This window comes from Arcobacter iocasae (assembly GCF_042214795.1).
Taxonomy (GTDB): Bacteria; Campylobacterota; Campylobacteria; order Campylobacterales; family Arcobacteraceae; genus Arcobacter; species Arcobacter iocasae.
This window is the reverse complement of sequence record NZ_CP090177.1, coordinates 2,696,660-2,714,998: the sequence shown is the minus strand read 5'-3', so window position 1 is coordinate 2,714,998 and position 18,339 is coordinate 2,696,660. Positions and strand designations below refer to the sequence as shown.

Genomic DNA, 18,339 nt, shown 5'->3' with positions numbered 1-18,339 from the left:
TTTATTTTTCTCTTTTCGAAAAAGACTTGCAACTGTTTGAATATACAAATATGCTAAAAAGTATATTTGTATATGAGTTTTGCAAGTCAGGAAAGATAAATAATAAGTGAGGGAACCTTTGGCTTCGCAGCCGTTGGTGGCTTTTTGTTTTACTTTTTGCCATCAAAAAGTGAAGAAGCGGAAATCTCAGATTTTCAAGAGAAAAATTTAAGAAGTCGAAGACCGATGAAGCCGTTGAGAGTTTTCTTTGTTACTTTCTTTACGGTTAAAGAAGAGTAAAAGCGAAGATATTTATATCTTCAAGACCCAAACAGAAATTGACAAAATAAAAATTGTAAGATATAATACTCTTACAATTCGCCTTCGGGCACACCCACTTATTTTAAGTGGGGCCAAATAGATTTTTTGACTTTTCTACAATTACTTTAAAATCTTCTTTATTAATCATTCCAATTTTGTTCATTATTCTTTTTATACTAAATACTTTTACTTGTAAAATTAATGCCGAAACATTTAAAACTTCATTATTATATGTGGTATATTTGAATTTATGAAAATAATCATTATCTTCTCTAAGTGTTGTAGTAGTTGGGATTCCTAAAAATAAATCTTTTGTGAGTTTTCTTACAACAATAACAGGTCTTGCAAAATTTTTACCTTTGCCATTTTCAAAGAAACTTTTGCTTCGCAAACCGCATTTGCTAGTTTTGTTCATAACCAATATTTTGTCCAATATTTGCCCAAAATATTTCTCTTGATTTTATACCTAATTTTCTTTCATTTTTAGTAAGTTCTTTTTTTATTTCATTCCATTCATCAAAAAATCTATCCATCACAACACACCCTCTTCTTGTAAACTAATAAACCCTTCATTTGTAAATATTACATGATCAAGTAGTTCTATACCTAGAATCTTTCCTGATTCTTTTAGTCTTTGGGTTACATTTATATCTTCACTACTTGGTTTTAAAATACCACTTGGGTGATTGTGGGCTACTATTATGCTGGCGCATCTTTTTTCTATGGCGTGGGAAAATACTTCTCTTGGGTGAACTAGGCTTTGGTTTAGGGTTCCTATTGTGATGATTTTGGTTTCGATTAGATTGTTTGCTCCATCTAAATATAGAGTTAGGAAGTATTCTTGGCGTTTGTTTTTGTATGGTTTTAGTTCTTCGTATACATCACTAGCAGAGTTTATTTTGTAGTTTTGGGTATCTATTAGGTATCTTTTTGATAGTTCTATTGCGGATATTATTTGGCTAGCTTTTGCAGTTCCTAGTCCGTGTATTTTAAGTAGGGTTTTTAAATCTATATTTTCAAAGTTTGAGTCAAAGAACTTTTCTATTTCGTGGGATAGTTTTATGACATCTTTGCCTTTCACTCCACTTCCTAGTAATACAGCTATTAGTTCATAGTTTTTTAATGAGCTAAGACCATACTTTAGTAATCTTTCCCTTGGTTTGTCTATACTTTGTAATTGATTTATTGTTTTCATAAACTCCTCCTAACTGGTAAGAAAAGTTTATCAAATATTTTTAATAGTTACAAAAAGTATTTCAAATTGTTATATTTATTTTTCTGATAGTTCTTTGAATTGAAGTTTAGAAGTTTCTAGAAGTTTTTGGGCATCATCAAGTTCTTTCATACCATTTTTATATATCTCTACAGATGAACTCAATGTTATATCTGGATTTGCTAACTTTTCTAATAACTCTTTTGCATTTTCTACTTTTTCTTCAAAGCTTTGTTCTTCTTTTATTTCTTCACTCATATTTTTTTCTCCAATATATCGACTACATAATCTTTGAACTTATCAAGTTCCACCAAAAATGAATCATGTCCATGTGTAGATTCTATCATTTTATACTTTACATTTTCCATATTCATATCTTTCATTATATTATAAATCTCTTCCATCTCTTGTGGGAAGAATAAAACATCATCAGAAAAAGAGATAAGATGAAGGTCACATTTTATCTTTGCTAAGGCATCTGGCAACTTATCAGTACCCCTTGCCGCATCAAATATATTCATAGTTTTACAAACATACAAATATGATAATGGGTCAAATATCTTTGGAAAATTGTAAGCATTGTATTCCAAATATCTCTCAACTTCAAATCTTCCAAAAAGTTCATAAAGCCCATCTGTCTCCACATAATTTCTACCAAATTTTTCATTCATAGAATTTGGCCCCACATAGGCAATCAGTCCTGCCATCCTACCAATTGCAAGTCCTGGTAAACCATTTGCTATAAGGTCACCTTTTGTGTAGTTTCCATTTTTAAAAGCTGGATCATTTCTTATAGATTCCATTGCTATTTTATTTACAGCTATTGCCCATGGTCTTGTATATGCAGTTGTTGCCATAGCTATGATTGTATCTGCAAAATCTGGGTACTCAATAGAATAACAAAGTGCTTGCATACCACCCATACTTCCACCAATGACTGCTTTTACATGATCAATACCAAGAGAAGTAAAAAGTCTTTTTTGAGCTTTTACGATATCTGTTATAGCTAAAACTGGAAATTTAAGTCTATATGCTTCTCCTGCTTTGTTCATAGGGCTCATTGGTGAAGTTGAACCAAAACAAGAGCCAAGGTTATTTGTACAGATTACAAAGTATTTTGTAGTATCAATAGTCTTTCCATCACCTATAAAATTATCCCACCAGCCTGGTTTTGCTTCATTTTCATATCTTCCTGCTGCATGATGTGAACCACTTAAAGCATGACAAATAACGATTACATTTGATTTATCTTCGTTAAGTTCTCCATAGGTTTCGTATTTTATTTCATAAGGTTCTAGGATTCGCCCACTTTCTAAGTGCAAAGGGGTCGTAAATCTAGCAATTTTAGTCTCTATTTTCAAAAAGTGTCCATTTTGTTTAGTTGGTGTATTTTAACGAAAGAATTCTAAAATAATTATTTCTATTAAATTTAAGCTGTAATTAATATAAATATTTAAGTTTACTATGTATTAGATTTAGTAAGATTTTTTAATCACAACAAAGGAATTACAATGAAAAAGATTATTATGATGTTATTTGTTTTAAGTGGTTTTGCTTTTGCAAATAGTGGCTTTGTTACTTATAGTGTAGATGGAAAAGAGTATGAAGGATATTATAGTTCACCTTCAAAAGATGCACCACTTATTTATATGGTTCATGATTGGGATGGGGTTACTGATTATGAAGTAAAAAGAGCAAAGATGCTTTATGATTTGGGTTATGCAATATTTGCAGTTGATTTATACGGAAAAGGTATAAGACCGACAAAAACAGAAGATAAGAAAAAACTCACAAGTGACCTTTATCAAAATAGAGCAAAAATGAAAAGACTTCTTTATGCTGGATATAATGAAGCTAAAAAACTAGGAGCAAATGTATCAAATGCCGTTGGAGTAGGATATTGTTTTGGTGGAGCTGCTATTTTGGAGTTTGCTAGAAATGGTGGGGATTTAAAATCATTTATCACTTTTCATGGAGGATTACAAACTCCTATTGGTGAAAATTATGCCCATACAAAAGGTTCTGTGGTAGTGTTTCATGGAAGTGCTGATAAAGCTGTTAGTTTACAAGAATTTGCTAATTTGGCTATGGAGTTAGAAGAGAATGGAATAACTCACGAAATGACAACATATAGTGGTGCACCACATGCTTTTAGTGTCATTGGTTCAAGTAGATATCACAAAGTTGCAGATGAAAAATCATGGAGAAGATTTACAGAGATTTTACAATCAACTTTAAAATAAGCTAGGAAATTTTTCTTAGCTTAGCTCTTCAAACTCTATTTTTAAAATATCTTGCCAGATAGGAGAAGGTTTCCATTCTTCGAGAAGAGATAAATCTATCTCATCAAAAGGAGTTTTTAAAAAGTATTTATGATAAACATACATAAAAGCACTTACTCTATAATTTAAAGCACAATGTACAAACACTTTTTTGCCCTCAAGGGAAGTTAAAAGAGTCAAAAAAAGTTTTAAATCATCTTTTGTAGGATATTCAAAATCCACAGGAAGATGAATATAAGTCATGCCTAAATTTGAAACTATTTTATCTTCATTTTCTAAGGCATTTGTTGCACTTGATAAAGCAAGATTTATCACTACTTCAAAACCATCATTTGCTAATACTTCTAGCTCAGCCTCTTTGGGCTGACCAGCTGTTGAGATATTGTCATTGATTTTTATGTAGTTTAAAATAGCTTCAGTTTTCATTTTTACATCAACTCTTCTAATTTAATTTGATATTCATCATTAATAGTATCAACTTTTGTTTGAGAGATTTCTAAAGATTCAAATTTAGTTTCAGCTTCTTTTTCTAATTTTGCTATTTCTTTAGATAATTCTATTACTTTACTATTATCACCATTTTTTGTGACAATTATTAGTTCATCTTTTTTCTTTTCAATTGTTGTTTCTATTTCTATAATTTTTTTCTCTAAAACATCAATCTCTTTTTTAATAGGATTTACTATTTTACTTTTTTCTTGTACAAGTAAAGCTCTTAATCTTTTGCTCTCTTTTTTATTTACTTTTGGTTTTGATTTTTTCTTAGGAGCATCATCTTCATCTTCCCAACCAATTTTTTCTAAGAACTCATCATATCTTCCATCAAAATAATCAGCACTACCATTTGAGAAAATAATCAATCTATCACAAACAGCTCGAAGTAACTCTTCACTATGCGTTACGATGATACAAGAACCTTCAAAGTTTTTAATAGCAACTGTCAGTGCCTCAATTGAGCTCATGTCAAGGTGATTTGTAGGCTCATCTAGGAAAAGTAGATTTACTTCTTTTGCTAAAATTTTACCAAGCATTACCCTACTTTTTTCACCACCTGAAAGTAATGTTACTTTTTTCTTAGCATCATCACCTGAGAACATCATACCCCCACAAATACTTCTTACAGTACCCTCACCTAATTTATTATTTGATAAATAGATTTCATCCATGATTGTATTATCTGGATTTAGGTGTGAAATATTTGTTTGACCGAAGTGTCCAAAAGTCACACTTGTATGTAATTCTGTAATACCATGTAAAGCTTTTAATTCACCTGCAATAGTATTTAGAAGTGTTGATTTACCTTTACCATTTTTCCCTATTATTCCAAGTGTTTCACCCTTTTGTAGAGTAAATGAAATATCTTTGAAAAGTATATTGTCTTTTGTATATCCAAAACTCAAGTCTTTTACATCAAGTAAAACTTTTGCAGGAGTGTCTTTGTAGTTAAAATCAAATTTCAGTGTTGAATCAAAATTTAAATCTTCTAAGATATCCATCTTTTCAAGTTGTTTAACTTTTGATTGTGCTAAGTTTGCTGTTGAAGCTCTTGCTTTATTTTTAGCAATGAATTCTTCTAATTGTTTTACTTTTTTATCCTGTGAAGCTTTTTGTTTTTCGTGGTGTTCATCTTCTTCTTTTAGTTTTTCATAAAACTTGTGAGTATCACCTTTTACAACTTTTAGATTTTTTCTAACTAATCCCATAGTGTGAGTTGTAACTGCATCCATAAAATCTCTATCATGGGTGATGATAATTACTTCACCATCAAAGTTTTTTAAAAATACTTTTAGCCATCTTAATGAAACGATATCAAGGTAGTTTGTAGGCTCATCTAAAAGTAACAGATTTGGTTCTGTTAAAAGTAGTTTTGCTAGATTTATTCTGATTTGATATCCACCTGAAAAAGATAAGGGGTCTTTTAATAAATCTTCTTGAGAGAATCCTAGACCAAAAAGTATTTTCTCAACTTTATAAATATCGTATTTATGTTCTTCACTAAGTGCAAGGGCTGCTTCATCTGTTATAGTTTTTTCTGTAAAAACAAGATGTTGTTTCAAAGCACCTATTTTATAGTTTTTAGGTTTTATTATTTCACCAGCGTCTGGGTGTTCTTCATCTAAAATCAATTTAAATAGCGTAGATTTCCCACTACCATTTCTTCCTACTAGTCCAATCTTATCCCCAGAATTTAATCTAAAGGTTACTTCATTGAATAGTGTTTGTTTACCAAAGCTCTTTGAGACATTTGAAAGTTCTATCATATATTCTTCTTTCTTACTTAATTAAAAAAGGATTATACGCAAGGGGAGTTTATAAGCTTATTAGAAGAGAACTTTTGTGTATAATATGCGACTAATTTTACTATTAAAAAGGAAATAAATGAAAAATCTGAGAAATATTGCAATACTTTTACTTGCATTATTATTATCAACACAACTTTTTGCCAATGAAAAAGTATATAAACTTAAGATGGCAACTACTTGGGGACCAACACTATCTCCACTAATTGATACATCTAGAAATATGGCGAAACTTGCAGAAGAGATGTCAAATGGAAGATTACAAATCAGAGTTGATGCAGCAAATAAACACAAAGCACCTTTTGGTGTTTTTGATATGGTTAAAGCTGGTCAATATGATATAGGGCACAGTGCTTCTTATTACTGGAAAGGTAAAGATATCAATCTTTTACCATTTACTTCTATGCCTTTTGGTCTTACTGCACCTGAACAATACGCGTGGTTTTATTATGGTGGTGGATTAGAATTGATGCAAAAAGCTTATTCTAAATATGGAATGTATTCATTTCCAGGAGGAAATACTGGTGTTCAAATGGGTGGCTGGTTTAGAAAAGAGATTAAATCTCTTGATGATCTAAAAGGTCTTAAAATGAGAATTCCAGGTTTTGCAGGTGAAGTAATGGCAAAACTGGGAGTTGAAGTTACAAATATAGCTCCTGCTGAACTATTTATGGCACTGGAGAGAAACTCAATTGATGCACTTGAATGGGTTGGACCATCTATGGATATAAAAATGGGATTTCATAAAGTTGCACCTTATTATTACACAGGATGGCATGAACCAGCTAGTGAAATGCAATTTATGGTAAATAAAGATTCTTTTAACAAATTACCAAAAGATTTACAAAAAATATTAGTGGTTGCTATGAGAGTTGCTGCTTATGATATGTATATTCAAGACTATGATTTAAATGCTACAGCTTGGCAAGAGATGAAAAAAGAATATCCAAATATACAAGTTAAAACTCTTCCAAAAGATGTTATGGATGCACTAAAAAAAGCAAATAAAGAATTAAGAGTTGATTTAAGTGCTAAAAATCCACTATTAAAAGAAATTTTAGATTCTCAAGATACTTATATGAAAAAAGTGAGAGAGTGGAGTAAAATGTCAGATTATTTATATTTAAAAGATAATTTATAAAAGGATAATAAATGGCAATATTTGGGAAATTGGACTGTATTAAAAATCAAATAAAAGAGGATAATTTCCAATTGGCATTTAATTATTTAGAAAATATATCTAATGATATTTTTGAAATAAAAAATGGTGAATGTGTAAAAGAGCTTATCAATGAAAATATGTTTGTTTTAAAACAAACATATTTTTCAAAGCCTAGAAGTGAGTGTTTTTTTGAATCACATAAAAAATATATTGATATTCAATATATAGTAAAAGGCTCTGAAATCATGGATGTATCACATATAGATGATCTTGAAATTACTGAAGCTTATAATGAAGAAAAAGATTTTACAAAATACAGCACAAAAAATGTATTTTCATCTTTACATATAAAAGAAAAAGAATTAGCCATTTTTTATCCAAGTGATGGACATCAACCTTGTATAAAAGTTGATAAAACGGAGCAAATTTATAAAGTAGTAATAAAGATATCTACAAATATCTAAAGAGAAAGGATAAAAAATGGATTATATAAAAGATTTAGAAAAGTTACTAAAAACTGATGTTTTAGTAGAAGTAAATGAAAATATCAAAGAACTTGAAACAAATTTAGAGAAAAAGAAAAATTCTAAAGAGTTGAAAGATGAGTTAAAATATATGAAAGAAGTAAAAAAATACTTTGACGATGTTTTACTTGATATAGAAAATAAAACTATCACTCAAGAGCAAGCTTCTGATATTCTTGAGGGCTTAGAAGATATGAGAACTGACAATCAAGAGATTTAAATTTAAAAAATTCCCGTATATATTTATCTAATTATTCTGCCTAACTTATTTTATAGTTTATATTTAATATAATCGCCTTTTATTAGAAAGATAAACTATAATTATAAGTTAGGGGAACAATGTTCGATTTAGAAATATATGAAATAATAAATATTTTAGGTCTTGGTCTAGGTATGTTATTTGGAATAGTAGCTCAAAAAAATCAATTCTGCTTTAGTGGCTCAATCAAAGATTATATCTTATTAAAATCTACAAGAAGAGGTGCTTCTGTTGTATTTGCAATGATTGTTGCAATAATTTCTACTAAAATTGTAGGCTCTTATTTTGACTTAGATTTTACAAAAACAGTTTACTACAAACAAGATGTTAATTATTTTGTTGTTATATTTGGTGGTTTATTGTTTGGTACTGGAATGATGATAGCTGATGGTTGTAGTAATAGACACCTAATCAAGTTTGGACAAGGTGATTCAAAATCACTTATTACTTTAATATTTATAGGAATCTTTGGATTTGCAACTGCAAAAGGTCTTATTCAAGGCTTTTTAACTCCATTTACACAAAATAAAACTCTTTTAGAACTCTCTTCAGTGATAGAAAATAGTACTATGAATATATATGTTGTGGTAGGAGTTTTATTTGTAATTTTATTAGTTTTAGCAAAAAAAGTAAAAAGAATATTTACCCTAATAGATGGTTTTTTAATTGGATTAATTATAGCTGCTGCCTGGACAATAACAGGAGTAATGGGACAAGATAGTATGGAAAGACTAATTGATCTTTCTGGTATCAGTTTTGTTTATCCTACTTCTAAGAGTTTAGAGTTATTTATGTTTTATCAAGTAAATTATTTCACTTTCCCTATTGCCTTATTATGTGGGGTAATATTAGGTTCTTTTTCTATGTCATTTTTCAATAAAAAATATAGCTTTGGATGTACTGCAACACAAAAAGTTAATAGAGTTACTTATAATATGATTGGTGGTGCATTGATGGGTGTTGGGGGTATTTTGTCTATTGGGTGTACGATTGGACAAGGACTAACAGGAATGTCAACCTTGGCTTTTGCATCATTTTTAGCAATTGCTTCAATATTTATCTCAGGCACAATTACTGGTTTAATTTTAAATAAATCAGGCAGACTTCCTATGTGTTTTATCTTTGAGTGGAACGATACACCACCTGATTATAATATTTAAAAGATTTCTAATCACAAAAGTTTACTTCTTATTTAAGTAAACTTTTGTAACCTACTCTTATGAATTGGCTTGCACATATATTTTTATCAGAACACAATATAGATTTTCAAATTGGCAATTATTTAGCTGACCCCTTAAAAGCAAAAGCATGGGAAGGTGCAAATGAAGATATAAAAAAAGCAATGAAAATACATAAACTAATAGACTCATATACAGATAGTCACCCTACTTTCAAACAAAGTAAAAATAGACTTGGAAACAGTGGTTTACTAAAAGCTGTTGTTATTGACTTGACATATGATTATTTACTTACAAAAAACTGGCATAGATACTCAAATATAACTCTTGATAAGTTTTTAGATGACTTTTATATAAAAGCAAATGAAAATATGCATACTTTGCCAGATGAAGCAAAACAAAAGCTAAAAAGCCTAATAGAATTTGACTTATTAAATAAATACCAAACCTTAGAGCACTTAAACCAATCATTTAACAGAGTCGATAGAAGAATCTCTTTGCGAGTTTTAAAAAGGGATAATGTAAGTAGATACTTTGAAATAGTATCTGAAAATATAGATGAAATAGAAGAAGATTTTTTGCTGTTTTTTCCACAACTTTGCAATAAGGTCAAAGAAAATGTAAATAATAGTAAATTAAAGCATTGGAAGATTTAATATCTTTATGTTTTATTTTGTATACTTCGATAATTAAATAAAAGGACTGTTCGAAAATGGATATGACAAAAGTAGCAAATGTAATTTTATATATGTTACACAAACAAGTAAAACTGTTAAATGATAAAAAGTTATCAATTCTTCTTTTTTTGATGGATTATAACCATCTTAAATATTGTGGCAAAAAAATATTTGGTGATGAGTATATAAAAGGTTCTAGAAGTCCTGAGCCAAAAATACTATCAGAACTTTTTGAAATAATAGCAACAGAAGAAGTATTAGAAGATGAAGATGATAGAGTTTTCTTTATTCAAGAGTTACTTGATAATATAGATATTGATATTATCGAGCGAGAAAATTTTACAGAACTACAATTTGTAGAAATTGGTATAGATTATGATGAAGATTTATTCGATGATGATGAGTTAAAAACTATCAATAAATTAGTAAATCAATACAAAGAAGCAACACCAAGAGTTATTGCAAATGATACATTTAAAATAGATGAATATAGAGCAAAAGAAAAAGGTGAAGTTATTATCTAATAACCTCGCCTTTTAGGCATGATTTTTAATTCTTAACAAACCAAGTCCTAAAAATATAAACAAACCACCTGTAAACTTATTGAACCAATACATTCTTTTTTCATTACTAAGTAATGCTTTTGATTTTTTAGATAAAAAAGCATAAGTACAAAGTCCAAAAAATGAAAAACATAAAAACTCCCCAGTCATAATAAAAAATTGAGGAGCAATAGCTTCATGTAGATTTAAAAACTGAGGAAATATTGCTGTAAAAAATATGATTGGTTTTGGGTTTGTAACTGCTACAAAAAATGATTCGAAGAAGTATGCTTTTTTACTTTTTTGCTTAACATTTTTTTCCATGGCATCTATATTCAAAATACCTCTGTTTCGTAAAAACTTTAAACCTAAATACATAAGATAAAAGGCACCTATGATTTTTACTATTAAAAAAAGTGTAGCTGAAGTTAAAATCAATACCCCAAGACCTAAAATTGAAGCAGTAGATAAAACAGCTAAACCAAGGATATTGGCAAAACAGGAAACAGCTACAGTTTTCATATCAGTTCTTATACCATTTACAATAGCTAACATCACTGCTGGACCGGGACTTAATACATATAAAAATGCAATCACTGAATATATTAAAAAAGTATCAATATTCATGTTTTTCCCTTTTATTTAGAAACTATTTTTTGTTTTTCTTCTTAGAAGCCTTTGCCATTTTTGCTTTTTTCTTCGCTTTTTCTTTGGCTAGTGCTAAGTTTGCAGCTTTTCTAGCATTTACAACTTGTTCATTTTCGTATCTATCTTGTGAGAATCCAACTTTTACTGGATTTTTATTTTGATTTGCAGTTGCTGCTATTTTTTCTGATTTTACACTTTTTACACTATTTGTATTTAAGCTTTTTGACATTGTTTAACCTATTTTGAGATTTTGTATTATATAAAAAAATTAGTAAGAGAGGGGTTAGAGAAAAGCTAAACTTTAGCTTCTAACCCAAGATGAGATTTGTTCTATATCATTTGGTGTTGTTTGACAACAACCACCAATAATACTTGCTCCCTTTTCATACCACATATGTGCCATCTTCCCATAATCTTTTGTATTAGCTTGTGTACTCCAAGTTTTAGTTGCTCCATCATAAGCAGCGCCCCCATTTGGATAAACAATAATTGGTTTTGTTGAGACTTCTTTAATCTGTGAGATTAAAGATTCAATATATTGTGGTGCTGTACAATTTATACCAATAGCTACAATTTGTTCTTTATCATCTAAAAACTTTGCACACTCTTTAATACTTTCACCACTATTTATATGTTCTCCATCTTTTGCACTAAAAGTTATCCAAGCTTGAGTTGAAGGAAACTCCTCGAGAAGTTTTACATAAGCTTTTGCTTCTATTAGACAAGGAACTGTCTCACAAGCCAATAAATCTGGTTTTGCTTCAATCAAAGCTTGCATTCTTTTTCTATGAAAATTTACAAGCTCTTCTTGGCTTAGTCCATAATTACCTCTAAACTCTGAACCATCTGCTAAATATGCTCCATAAGGACCAACAGAAGCTGCTACAAGAGGTTTAATTCTCTTATTTGATTCATTACTTGCCCAAAACTCATCTCTTGCTTCTATGGCTAGTTTAATAGAAGATTGCAAAAGTTCTTTTGCTTGGACTTCATTTAGTCCTCGCTTCTTAAAGCCTTCAAATGTAGCTTGATAACTTAAAGTTGTAATACAATCACTTCCAGCTTCTAAATAGTCTTTATGAACTTCAGAAATTGCTTTTGGATTTTCCATCAAAAATTTAGCTGACCAAAGTGAATCATTGATGTCATAACCTTTTCTCTCCAACTCTGTTCCTGTTGCTCCATCTATTATTACTATTTTTTGATTTTTTAATATCTCTTTGATTTTATTCATAATTTATCCTATTTATTTTTTAAAAAAGTATCAAGCTTTTTTAAGTACTTGTTTTTTAATTCATCTGATATAAAAGAAGAGTTAAAAGAGTTTCTAACAAGTTTTACAATATCTTCTTTTGCCAAATCTATATGTTCATATAAATTTATAAAGTTATCATTTAAATAACCTTTAAAATATGCTGGATCATCAGAGTTTATTGTTACATTTAGGCCATAGTCTAAAAGTTGTTTTACATTATGTTGTTTGTAGTTTTCAAAAACTTTTAGTTCTATATTTGAATTTGGGCAAACGGTCAAAGGTGTTTGCTCTTTTTTTAATCTTTCCATCAACTCTTTTGAATGAACTGCTTGTACTCCATGGTCGATTCTTTGGATATCCAATAAATCTAAAGCCTCATAAATATACGAATAATCAGCCTCTTCTCCCGCATGAGCCACAAGTTTAAATCCTGCATCTTTTGCTTTTTTAAACACTTCTTTAAATTTTGAAGGAGGATGTCCAAGTTCTGAGGAATCAAGCCCAATACCTATAATCTTATCTTTGAAAGGTAAAGACTCTTCAAAAGTTTTTAAAGCCTCTTCTTGACTTAAGTGTCTTAAAAAACACATAATAATATTTGAGCTAATTCCAAACTTCTCTTTTGCATCTTCTAAAGCTTGGCTTATTCCTAAAATAATCGTATCAAAAGATACACCTCTTTGAGTGTGTGTTTGTGGGTCAAAAAATATCTCTGTATGGATTATACTGTTTTGTACACATTTTAAAATATAAGCCCAAGTCAAATCATAAAAATCTTTTTTATGAAGAAGTACATTTGCTCCCGCATAATAAATATCCAAAAAGGATTGTAAGTTTGTAAAATCATAGGCAGCTCTTACTTCTTCTACAGAGTTGTAAGGTATCTTTATATTATTTCTTTTTGCAAGTTCAAACATAAGTTCAGGCTCCAGTGAGCCTTCAATATGTAAGTGTAGTTCTGCTTTTGGTATTTCTTTTATAAATTCTATCATCTTTTTTCCAAATTTAATTTACCATTTTTGTTTTGGTGGTATGTACTCTTTTATAGCTTTCAATAGTATTTCTTGATTGTCTGTTTTAATAAGCATATCAGAGTACTCATTTCTTAAAAACTCTGCTTCACACATATTATCTATCATCTCAAATAATTTGTTATAAAATCCATTTATATTAAAAAAAGCACAAGGTTTATTATGAAAGCCAAGTAACGCCCAAGTCCAAACTTCAAAAGTCTCTTCTAATGTTCCTGCACCTCCTGGAAGTACTACAAAAGCATCAGCCATCTCTGCCATTGCAGCTTTTCTTTCATGCATATTTGAAACTACTTTTAAGTCAGTTATTCCTGTGTGAGCCAACTCTTTTTCTTTTAATTTTTCAGGAATTACTCCATAAACTTTTCCACCATTTTCCATAACAGAATCTGCAATTGCACCCATAAGTCCAACATTTCCACCACCATATACTACTTCTATATTATTTTGGGCAAAATATTTACCTAGCCGTTTTGTAGCATTTATATATTCTATATTATTACCAGCACTTGATCCACAAAAAACTGCAATTCTCATTATCTGATTCCTTATTTTTATATATTTAAATAAATATTATATCTAAAGTCAATTGTTTGTTTTATTTAATGTGAGGATTTTTATTTAATATAAAAAGAACTACTTTTCTAATTGATTTTATAATCGGGTATAAAAATATAGAAAAGAACTTTGTATTCAATACTTTTACTTCTTTAGTAGATAGTTTATTTAATTGTTTTACAGCATTTGAGCCTTGAAATATCTTTTCATCAACTTCAATAATAATTCCATTATTAATATCAAAGCCCTTTTCTCTTAAAAGTTTTATTTTTTGAGGATATTCTCTTGCATTATAAAGGTTAAGATTATGATTAGTTTTTACTAAATTATAATTTGCATAATAATTACAAAATGGGCACTCTTTATCAAAATATAAATTCACACTCTTTTTCATAAACTTAAGATATTTTTCCAGTTCTAAGAGTATAAGCCCAATCTACTCTTCCATTAGATTCAGCTTTTAATGCTGCTTTTTCATAATCATAAGCAACTTTTACCAACTCTATATTATATTCACTTGAATTTACATCAAGTATTATATATGTGGCATCAGGATAAGCATTTTCTATAATATGTTCATTTGGTGATTTATCTTTGTAAGCTTGCAAGCCTACTGAACCTGGATTGATAACCACTTGCCCTGTACTTAAATTTACACATCTAGGAGTATGAGAATGTCCACAAATTACAAACTTAGATTCTACATCATCAAGAAGTTCAATTATCTTTTTTTCATCTCTTAAAACTGGTTTCCCACTACTTACATCTTCAAGTAAATAAACACTATCATCATGTTGTGTGCCGTGAGTTACATACAAATCTTTTCCTAAAAATTTTTCAAAGGGTAAATCTTGTATCCAATATAAAACCTCTTCACCCAAGTTTTCATAAGTATATTTTAAAGTAGGATTATTTTCTAGTTGTTCTAAAGAAGCTTCTAATATTTCTCTATCTTGATTTCCACAGATATTTACAAAGTTGTTTTCTCTTAATAATTCATAAGTAGCTTTTGGTTCTATTGGTCCATAAAATGAATCTCCTGCATTTATCATCATATCAACACTTTTGCTCTTAGCATCATTTATAACTGCTTGCAAAGCATAAATATTTGAGTGTATATCTGACAAAATCGCTATTTTCATTTTTTATTCCTAATAATTTAAATTTTTTGAATTATATCTAAAAAGTTTTTAGTAAATATATAAATTATAATTTTCTTAAGTAATAATTAATTCTGAAATATTTTTTAAAAATATGTACTTATTGTGTATAAAATACTCATAAAAGTCAAATTTTTGATAATTTTTAAGCTAAAAGGAAAATTTCTTTTTATACAATAGCAAAAATCAATAGTAAGGAAAAAATACATATGGAAAAAGTAGTAATTATTGGTGGTGGATATGCTGGTATTTATGCACTAAGAGAGTTAGTAAAAAATAAAAATATAAAAATAACACTTATAGATACACATACTTTTCATAATCTACAACCTGAAGTTTATGACTTAATTGCAAATAAGTCTAATATAGCTGATGTTACTATTGACTTGACTACTTTATGTATGGGATTAAAACATCCTTATTTAGAATATAAAAATTTAAAAGTAACTCAAATAGATTCTCAAAAGAAAAAGATATACACAGAAGAAAAAGAGAGCGTAGAGTTTGATTATTTAATAATGGCAGCAGGAACAAGAACTTACTTTCCACATGTAATTCCAGGACTGAACAATGCCCATGATATCAAAAAACTTAATTGGGCAGTCTATTTTAAACAAAGTTTTGAAAATCAACTTTTCAAAAAGATTCAAGATGAAGCAAAAAAATGTGATGACACTCATATTGTAGTTGTTGGAGCTGGATTATCAGGAGTTGAAATAGCAGCAGAAATGGCATATAACTCTAAAATGTTCTTCAAAAGAGGAAACTTCACTTGTGATAACTTGAAGATTTCTCTAATAAGTAGTGCTGACACTATTTTACCAGGATTGGACTCTAAACTAGTCGCTTTTTCCCATGAAAGACTTAAGTCACTTGGTATCAATGTTATTACAAATACAAAACTTCAAAGATGTGAAGACGATCTTGCGTATTTTACAAATGGAACGAAAATAGACCATTCATTTTTAATTTTTACAGGTGGAGTTGAAGCATCGAAAATAACTTCTGAACTTGATGTGGAAAAAAATCAAAGAGGTCAAATCATAGTAAATGAATATATGCAAACAAGTAAATATGACAATATCTTTGCTATTGGTGATGCAGCTCAAATAAAAAATAGAAAAGATGAAATAATGCCTCCAAATGTTACTATTGCTAGAATTAGTGGTATAAATGCAGGTAAAAATATATTAAATCTAATCAATAAAAGGAAACTAGTAAGAGCAAATCCAAAACTTGAAGGAATTTTAATAGCCCTTGGCGGTAAATATGCAGCAGGAAGTATTTATGGATTATTTCATGTAAAAGGAAGAATCGCATATGAAATCAAAAAATATGTATTTAATTCTTATAGAAAACCACTTTTAAAACTTATTACAGATGGTTATAAAAAACTAAAAAAAATATAATAAAACTAGGAATTTTTAAGAGTTTTTAAATAATTTATAATCTCACTTGAAGAGCCTTTAAATATTATTTTTTCTCTATTTTTTTCAAGTTGATACTCATACATTGGGTCGTAATATTCTTTTAAAAGATATGCTATCCAGTGTTTGTATTCTTCTAAACTTCCATTTTTTTCTTGCTCTTTAATAGCATCAGAAAACAATTCTTTTAAAACTTTATGTCTCATACTTCCTAATCTTTTTTGTATTCTTTCCATGGCACTTCTTATGTCATTAATCCAAAAGACAAAATAATCTTTTCCAAACTCTTTTTTGTAATTTATTTGAGCTTTTAAAATATATTCATCAAAGGAGATATTTATTCTTTCTTCAAAAGAAGTTTCAAGAACTATTATTGAAGCATTTGATAAATACTGCGCAAAATTTTTTGGAATATAAATACTTCCAATATATTTACCTTCATCTTCAAATAATAAATATGAAAAGCCTTTATTTACTTTTTGAATCAGTTCATATGCTAAAGAATTTTCAAAATCTATTTGTGCAGGTTGAGGACTTATTTGTTTACCAAATGTCGAACCCCTGTGGTTTGCTAAACCTTCTAGGTCAATAGAGTTTTGGATTTTATTTAAAAGAATAGTTTTCCCACTACCAGTATGACCTCCTAAAATAAAAGGTTTGAAATATTTTGGTGAATTATCTATTTCATTCATCAAATAATTTCTAAAAGCTTTATATCCACCTTTTAATCTTTTAATCTCTGGGATATATTCACTTATCCACTCTTGGGCAATCTTTGAACGCTGCCCTCCTCTAAAACAATACAATATAGCACTTGGGTTATCTTTTTTAAAATCAAGCCAAGCTTTGATTCTATTTTCTTTTATTTCACCAGAAACAAGTTTATGCCCAAGTGTAACAGCTTCTTTATTTCCATAATTTTTATATTTAATTCCAATTAGATGTCTCTCTTCGTCTGAAATAAGAGGTAAGTTTATAGCATGGGGAAATGAACCTTTTTTAAACTCAATTGGAGCCCTAACATCTATTAGCGGAGTCTTGGATAAAACAAGAGATTTAAAATCACTGGTTTGTGAAGAATTTATCATATAAGAAGAAGCCTTATTAAATATTTTTAACAGTATACAGCATAAAGAGTGAAAAATATAATTAGAAGTAAAATTTGAATATAATGCAAAAAAATGAAGGAAAAAATATGGCTACAAAAAATAATGGATTTTTAAAAAGAGCAGATGAACATATATCACTAGCAAATGAACAATTAGAACAAGAGATAACTCAAGGTGAAGTAAGTGCTTCATTTATGTATGGTGCTGCAAGATTTAATGCTTGGATAGCATCAACTTCATTTGCAAATGCCCAAGATATGGCAAATGAAAAAGATAAAATAATAGAGTATTTTGTAAATGAATATAAATTGGCGTTAGCAGAACATATAGATAATCATGTAAGTAATTATGATTTTTCACAAAATAATATCGAAGAAGAGTGAAAATAATTTATATTTTCACCTTCTTTTTTAGTACTAAAACTTTGATAAAGCAGAGTTTATAGTATCTTCCATAATTTTTGATGATTTTTCAAAACCACTTTTTAACTCTTTCCATGCATCATCACTTGAATTCTTAATGTTATCAAACTTTTCTTTTATTTCATTTTTTAAACTATTTAGTTCTTTTATTTTTTCTTCATATTCGATTTTTGTATCAGCCTTAGCCGCATCTTTTTTTGCATTTAATACTTCTATTTTTGCACTTAATTCATCAATTTTTGCTTGTGCTTTTTGTTCATAAGCATTTTTTTCCATTTAGTATCCTTTCACA

At 29.0% G+C, this 18,339-nt stretch carries 25 protein-coding genes; 9 read left to right on the top strand and 16 right to left on the bottom strand.

What is annotated here, in order from left to right:
- Positions 1-382: 382 nt before the first annotated feature.
- The 5 genes from LXN10_RS13685 to metX form a co-directional block, all read right to left on the bottom strand.
- Entirely contained in the window at positions 383-715 is a 333-nt protein-coding gene (locus LXN10_RS13685; protein ID WP_041660149.1) for a hypothetical protein, read from the bottom strand.
- Entirely contained in the window at positions 702-836 is a 135-nt protein-coding gene (locus LXN10_RS13680; RefSeq protein ID WP_375723541.1) for a hypothetical protein, read from the bottom strand. The genes LXN10_RS13685 and LXN10_RS13680 overlap by 14 nt, the downstream gene beginning before the upstream one ends.
- The gene (gene radC, locus LXN10_RS13675) at positions 833-1,495 is read right to left on the bottom strand and encodes a RadC family protein (protein WP_375723540.1); all 663 of its coding nucleotides are present in this window, start codon (positions 1,493-1,495) and stop codon (positions 833-835) included. Before radC ends, LXN10_RS13680 begins: the two co-directional genes overlap by 4 nt.
- 75 nt (positions 1,496-1,570) lie before the next feature.
- Positions 1,571-1,771 (bottom strand): exodeoxyribonuclease VII small subunit, encoded by a 201-nt coding sequence (gene xseB, locus LXN10_RS13670; RefSeq protein WP_375723539.1) that lies wholly within the window; start codon positions 1,769-1,771, stop codon positions 1,571-1,573.
- A complete protein-coding gene (metX, locus tag LXN10_RS13665; protein ID WP_375723538.1) occupies positions 1,768-2,874 on the bottom strand; it encodes a homoserine O-acetyltransferase MetX in 1,107 nt (368 codons plus the stop codon). Before metX ends, xseB begins: the two co-directional genes overlap by 4 nt.
- A 150-nt stretch (positions 2,875-3,024) precedes the next feature.
- Between metX and LXN10_RS13660 the strand changes: the two genes are divergently transcribed.
- Positions 3,025-3,756, top strand: coding sequence for a dienelactone hydrolase family protein (locus tag LXN10_RS13660; RefSeq protein ID WP_375723537.1), 732 nt, complete (start codon positions 3,025-3,027; stop codon positions 3,754-3,756).
- Positions 3,757-3,771: 15 nt separating this feature from the next.
- Here LXN10_RS13660 and LXN10_RS13655 read toward each other — a convergent pair whose 3' ends face one another.
- Entirely contained in the window at positions 3,772-4,221 is a 450-nt protein-coding gene (locus LXN10_RS13655; RefSeq protein ID WP_375723536.1) for a protein tyrosine phosphatase family protein, read from the bottom strand.
- A gap of 2 nt (positions 4,222-4,223) precedes the next feature.
- Positions 4,224-6,056 carry an ABC-F family ATP-binding cassette domain-containing protein gene (locus LXN10_RS13650; RefSeq protein ID WP_375723535.1) on the bottom strand — a complete coding sequence of 611 codons (1,833 nt, stop codon included), beginning with the start codon at positions 6,054-6,056 and terminating at the stop codon, positions 4,224-4,226.
- 118 nt (positions 6,057-6,174) lie between these two features.
- On the opposite strand from LXN10_RS13650, the gene LXN10_RS13645 reads away from it, so the two are divergent.
- The 6 genes from LXN10_RS13645 (at position 6,175) to LXN10_RS13620 (ending at position 10,419) form a co-directional block, all read left to right on the top strand.
- Positions 6,175-7,236 carry a TRAP transporter substrate-binding protein gene (locus LXN10_RS13645; protein WP_375723534.1) on the top strand — a complete coding sequence of 354 codons (1,062 nt, stop codon included), beginning with the start codon at positions 6,175-6,177 and terminating at the stop codon, positions 7,234-7,236.
- An 11-nt stretch (positions 7,237-7,247) separates the two neighbouring features.
- On the top strand, positions 7,248-7,721 hold the full coding sequence (locus tag LXN10_RS13640; RefSeq protein WP_375723533.1) for a YhcH/YjgK/YiaL family protein: 474 nt from the start codon (positions 7,248-7,250) through the stop codon (positions 7,719-7,721).
- 16 nt (positions 7,722-7,737) lie between these two features.
- Entirely contained in the window at positions 7,738-8,001 is a 264-nt protein-coding gene (locus LXN10_RS13635) for a hypothetical protein (protein WP_375723532.1), read from the top strand.
- A gap of 119 nt (positions 8,002-8,120) precedes the next feature.
- Positions 8,121-9,200: a YeeE/YedE family protein gene (locus LXN10_RS13630; protein WP_375723531.1), complete on the top strand. Its 1,080-nt coding sequence runs from the start codon at positions 8,121-8,123 to the stop codon at positions 9,198-9,200.
- 59 nt (positions 9,201-9,259) lie between these two features.
- Entirely contained in the window at positions 9,260-9,874 is a 615-nt protein-coding gene (locus LXN10_RS13625) for an ACP phosphodiesterase (protein WP_375723530.1), read from the top strand.
- A gap of 56 nt (positions 9,875-9,930) precedes the next feature.
- Entirely contained in the window at positions 9,931-10,419 is a 489-nt protein-coding gene (locus tag LXN10_RS13620) for a type II toxin-antitoxin system antitoxin SocA domain-containing protein (RefSeq protein ID WP_375723529.1), read from the top strand.
- A 12-nt stretch (positions 10,420-10,431) separates the two neighbouring features.
- On the opposite strand, the gene LXN10_RS13615 is transcribed toward LXN10_RS13620, so the two are convergent.
- The 7 genes from LXN10_RS13615 to LXN10_RS13585 all read right to left on the bottom strand — a co-directional run bounded on the left by LXN10_RS13615 (position 10,432) and on the right by LXN10_RS13585 (position 15,071).
- On the bottom strand, positions 10,432-11,064 hold the full coding sequence (locus LXN10_RS13615; protein WP_375723528.1) for a LysE family translocator: 633 nt from the start codon (positions 11,062-11,064) through the stop codon (positions 10,432-10,434).
- Positions 11,065-11,086: 22 nt separating this feature from the next.
- Complete coding sequence (locus tag LXN10_RS13610) at positions 11,087-11,314, bottom strand: hypothetical protein (RefSeq protein ID WP_375723527.1); 228 nt, start codon at positions 11,312-11,314, stop codon at positions 11,087-11,089.
- A gap of 72 nt (positions 11,315-11,386) precedes the next feature.
- Positions 11,387-12,319 (bottom strand): homocysteine S-methyltransferase, encoded by a 933-nt coding sequence (gene mmuM, locus LXN10_RS13605; RefSeq protein ID WP_375723526.1) that lies wholly within the window; start codon positions 12,317-12,319, stop codon positions 11,387-11,389.
- An 8-nt stretch (positions 12,320-12,327) separates the two neighbouring features.
- Positions 12,328-13,332 carry an adenosine deaminase gene (locus LXN10_RS13600; RefSeq protein ID WP_375723525.1) on the bottom strand — a complete coding sequence of 335 codons (1,005 nt, stop codon included), beginning with the start codon at positions 13,330-13,332 and terminating at the stop codon, positions 12,328-12,330.
- Positions 13,333-13,350: 18 nt separating this feature from the next.
- Positions 13,351-13,908 carry a TIGR00730 family Rossman fold protein gene (locus LXN10_RS13595; protein ID WP_375723524.1) on the bottom strand — a complete coding sequence of 186 codons (558 nt, stop codon included), beginning with the start codon at positions 13,906-13,908 and terminating at the stop codon, positions 13,351-13,353.
- Positions 13,909-13,969: 61 nt separating this feature from the next.
- Complete coding sequence (locus tag LXN10_RS13590) at positions 13,970-14,323, bottom strand: hypothetical protein (protein ID WP_375723523.1); 354 nt, start codon at positions 14,321-14,323, stop codon at positions 13,970-13,972.
- A gap of 4 nt (positions 14,324-14,327) precedes the next feature.
- Entirely contained in the window at positions 14,328-15,071 is a 744-nt protein-coding gene (locus LXN10_RS13585; RefSeq protein ID WP_375723522.1) for a metallophosphoesterase family protein, read from the bottom strand.
- Between the two features lie 227 nt (positions 15,072-15,298).
- Here LXN10_RS13585 and LXN10_RS13580 point away from each other — a divergent pair, with 227 nt between their 5' ends.
- Complete coding sequence (locus tag LXN10_RS13580; RefSeq protein ID WP_375723521.1) at positions 15,299-16,498, top strand: NAD(P)/FAD-dependent oxidoreductase; 1,200 nt, start codon at positions 15,299-15,301, stop codon at positions 16,496-16,498.
- A 5-nt stretch (positions 16,499-16,503) separates the two neighbouring features.
- Here LXN10_RS13580 and mnmH read toward each other — a convergent pair whose 3' ends face one another.
- On the bottom strand, positions 16,504-17,604 hold the full coding sequence (gene mnmH / locus LXN10_RS13575; RefSeq protein ID WP_375723520.1) for a tRNA 2-selenouridine(34) synthase MnmH: 1,101 nt from the start codon (positions 17,602-17,604) through the stop codon (positions 16,504-16,506).
- A 107-nt stretch (positions 17,605-17,711) separates the two neighbouring features.
- Here mnmH and LXN10_RS13570 point away from each other — a divergent pair, with 107 nt between their 5' ends.
- Entirely contained in the window at positions 17,712-18,008 is a 297-nt protein-coding gene (locus LXN10_RS13570; protein ID WP_375723519.1) for a DUF3144 domain-containing protein, read from the top strand.
- A 33-nt stretch (positions 18,009-18,041) separates the two neighbouring features.
- On the opposite strand, the gene LXN10_RS13565 is transcribed toward LXN10_RS13570, so the two are convergent.
- Positions 18,042-18,323, bottom strand: a complete 282-nt coding sequence (locus LXN10_RS13565) for a hypothetical protein (RefSeq protein WP_375723518.1) — start codon at positions 18,321-18,323, stop codon at positions 18,042-18,044.
- Positions 18,324-18,339 lie beyond the last annotated feature (16 nt).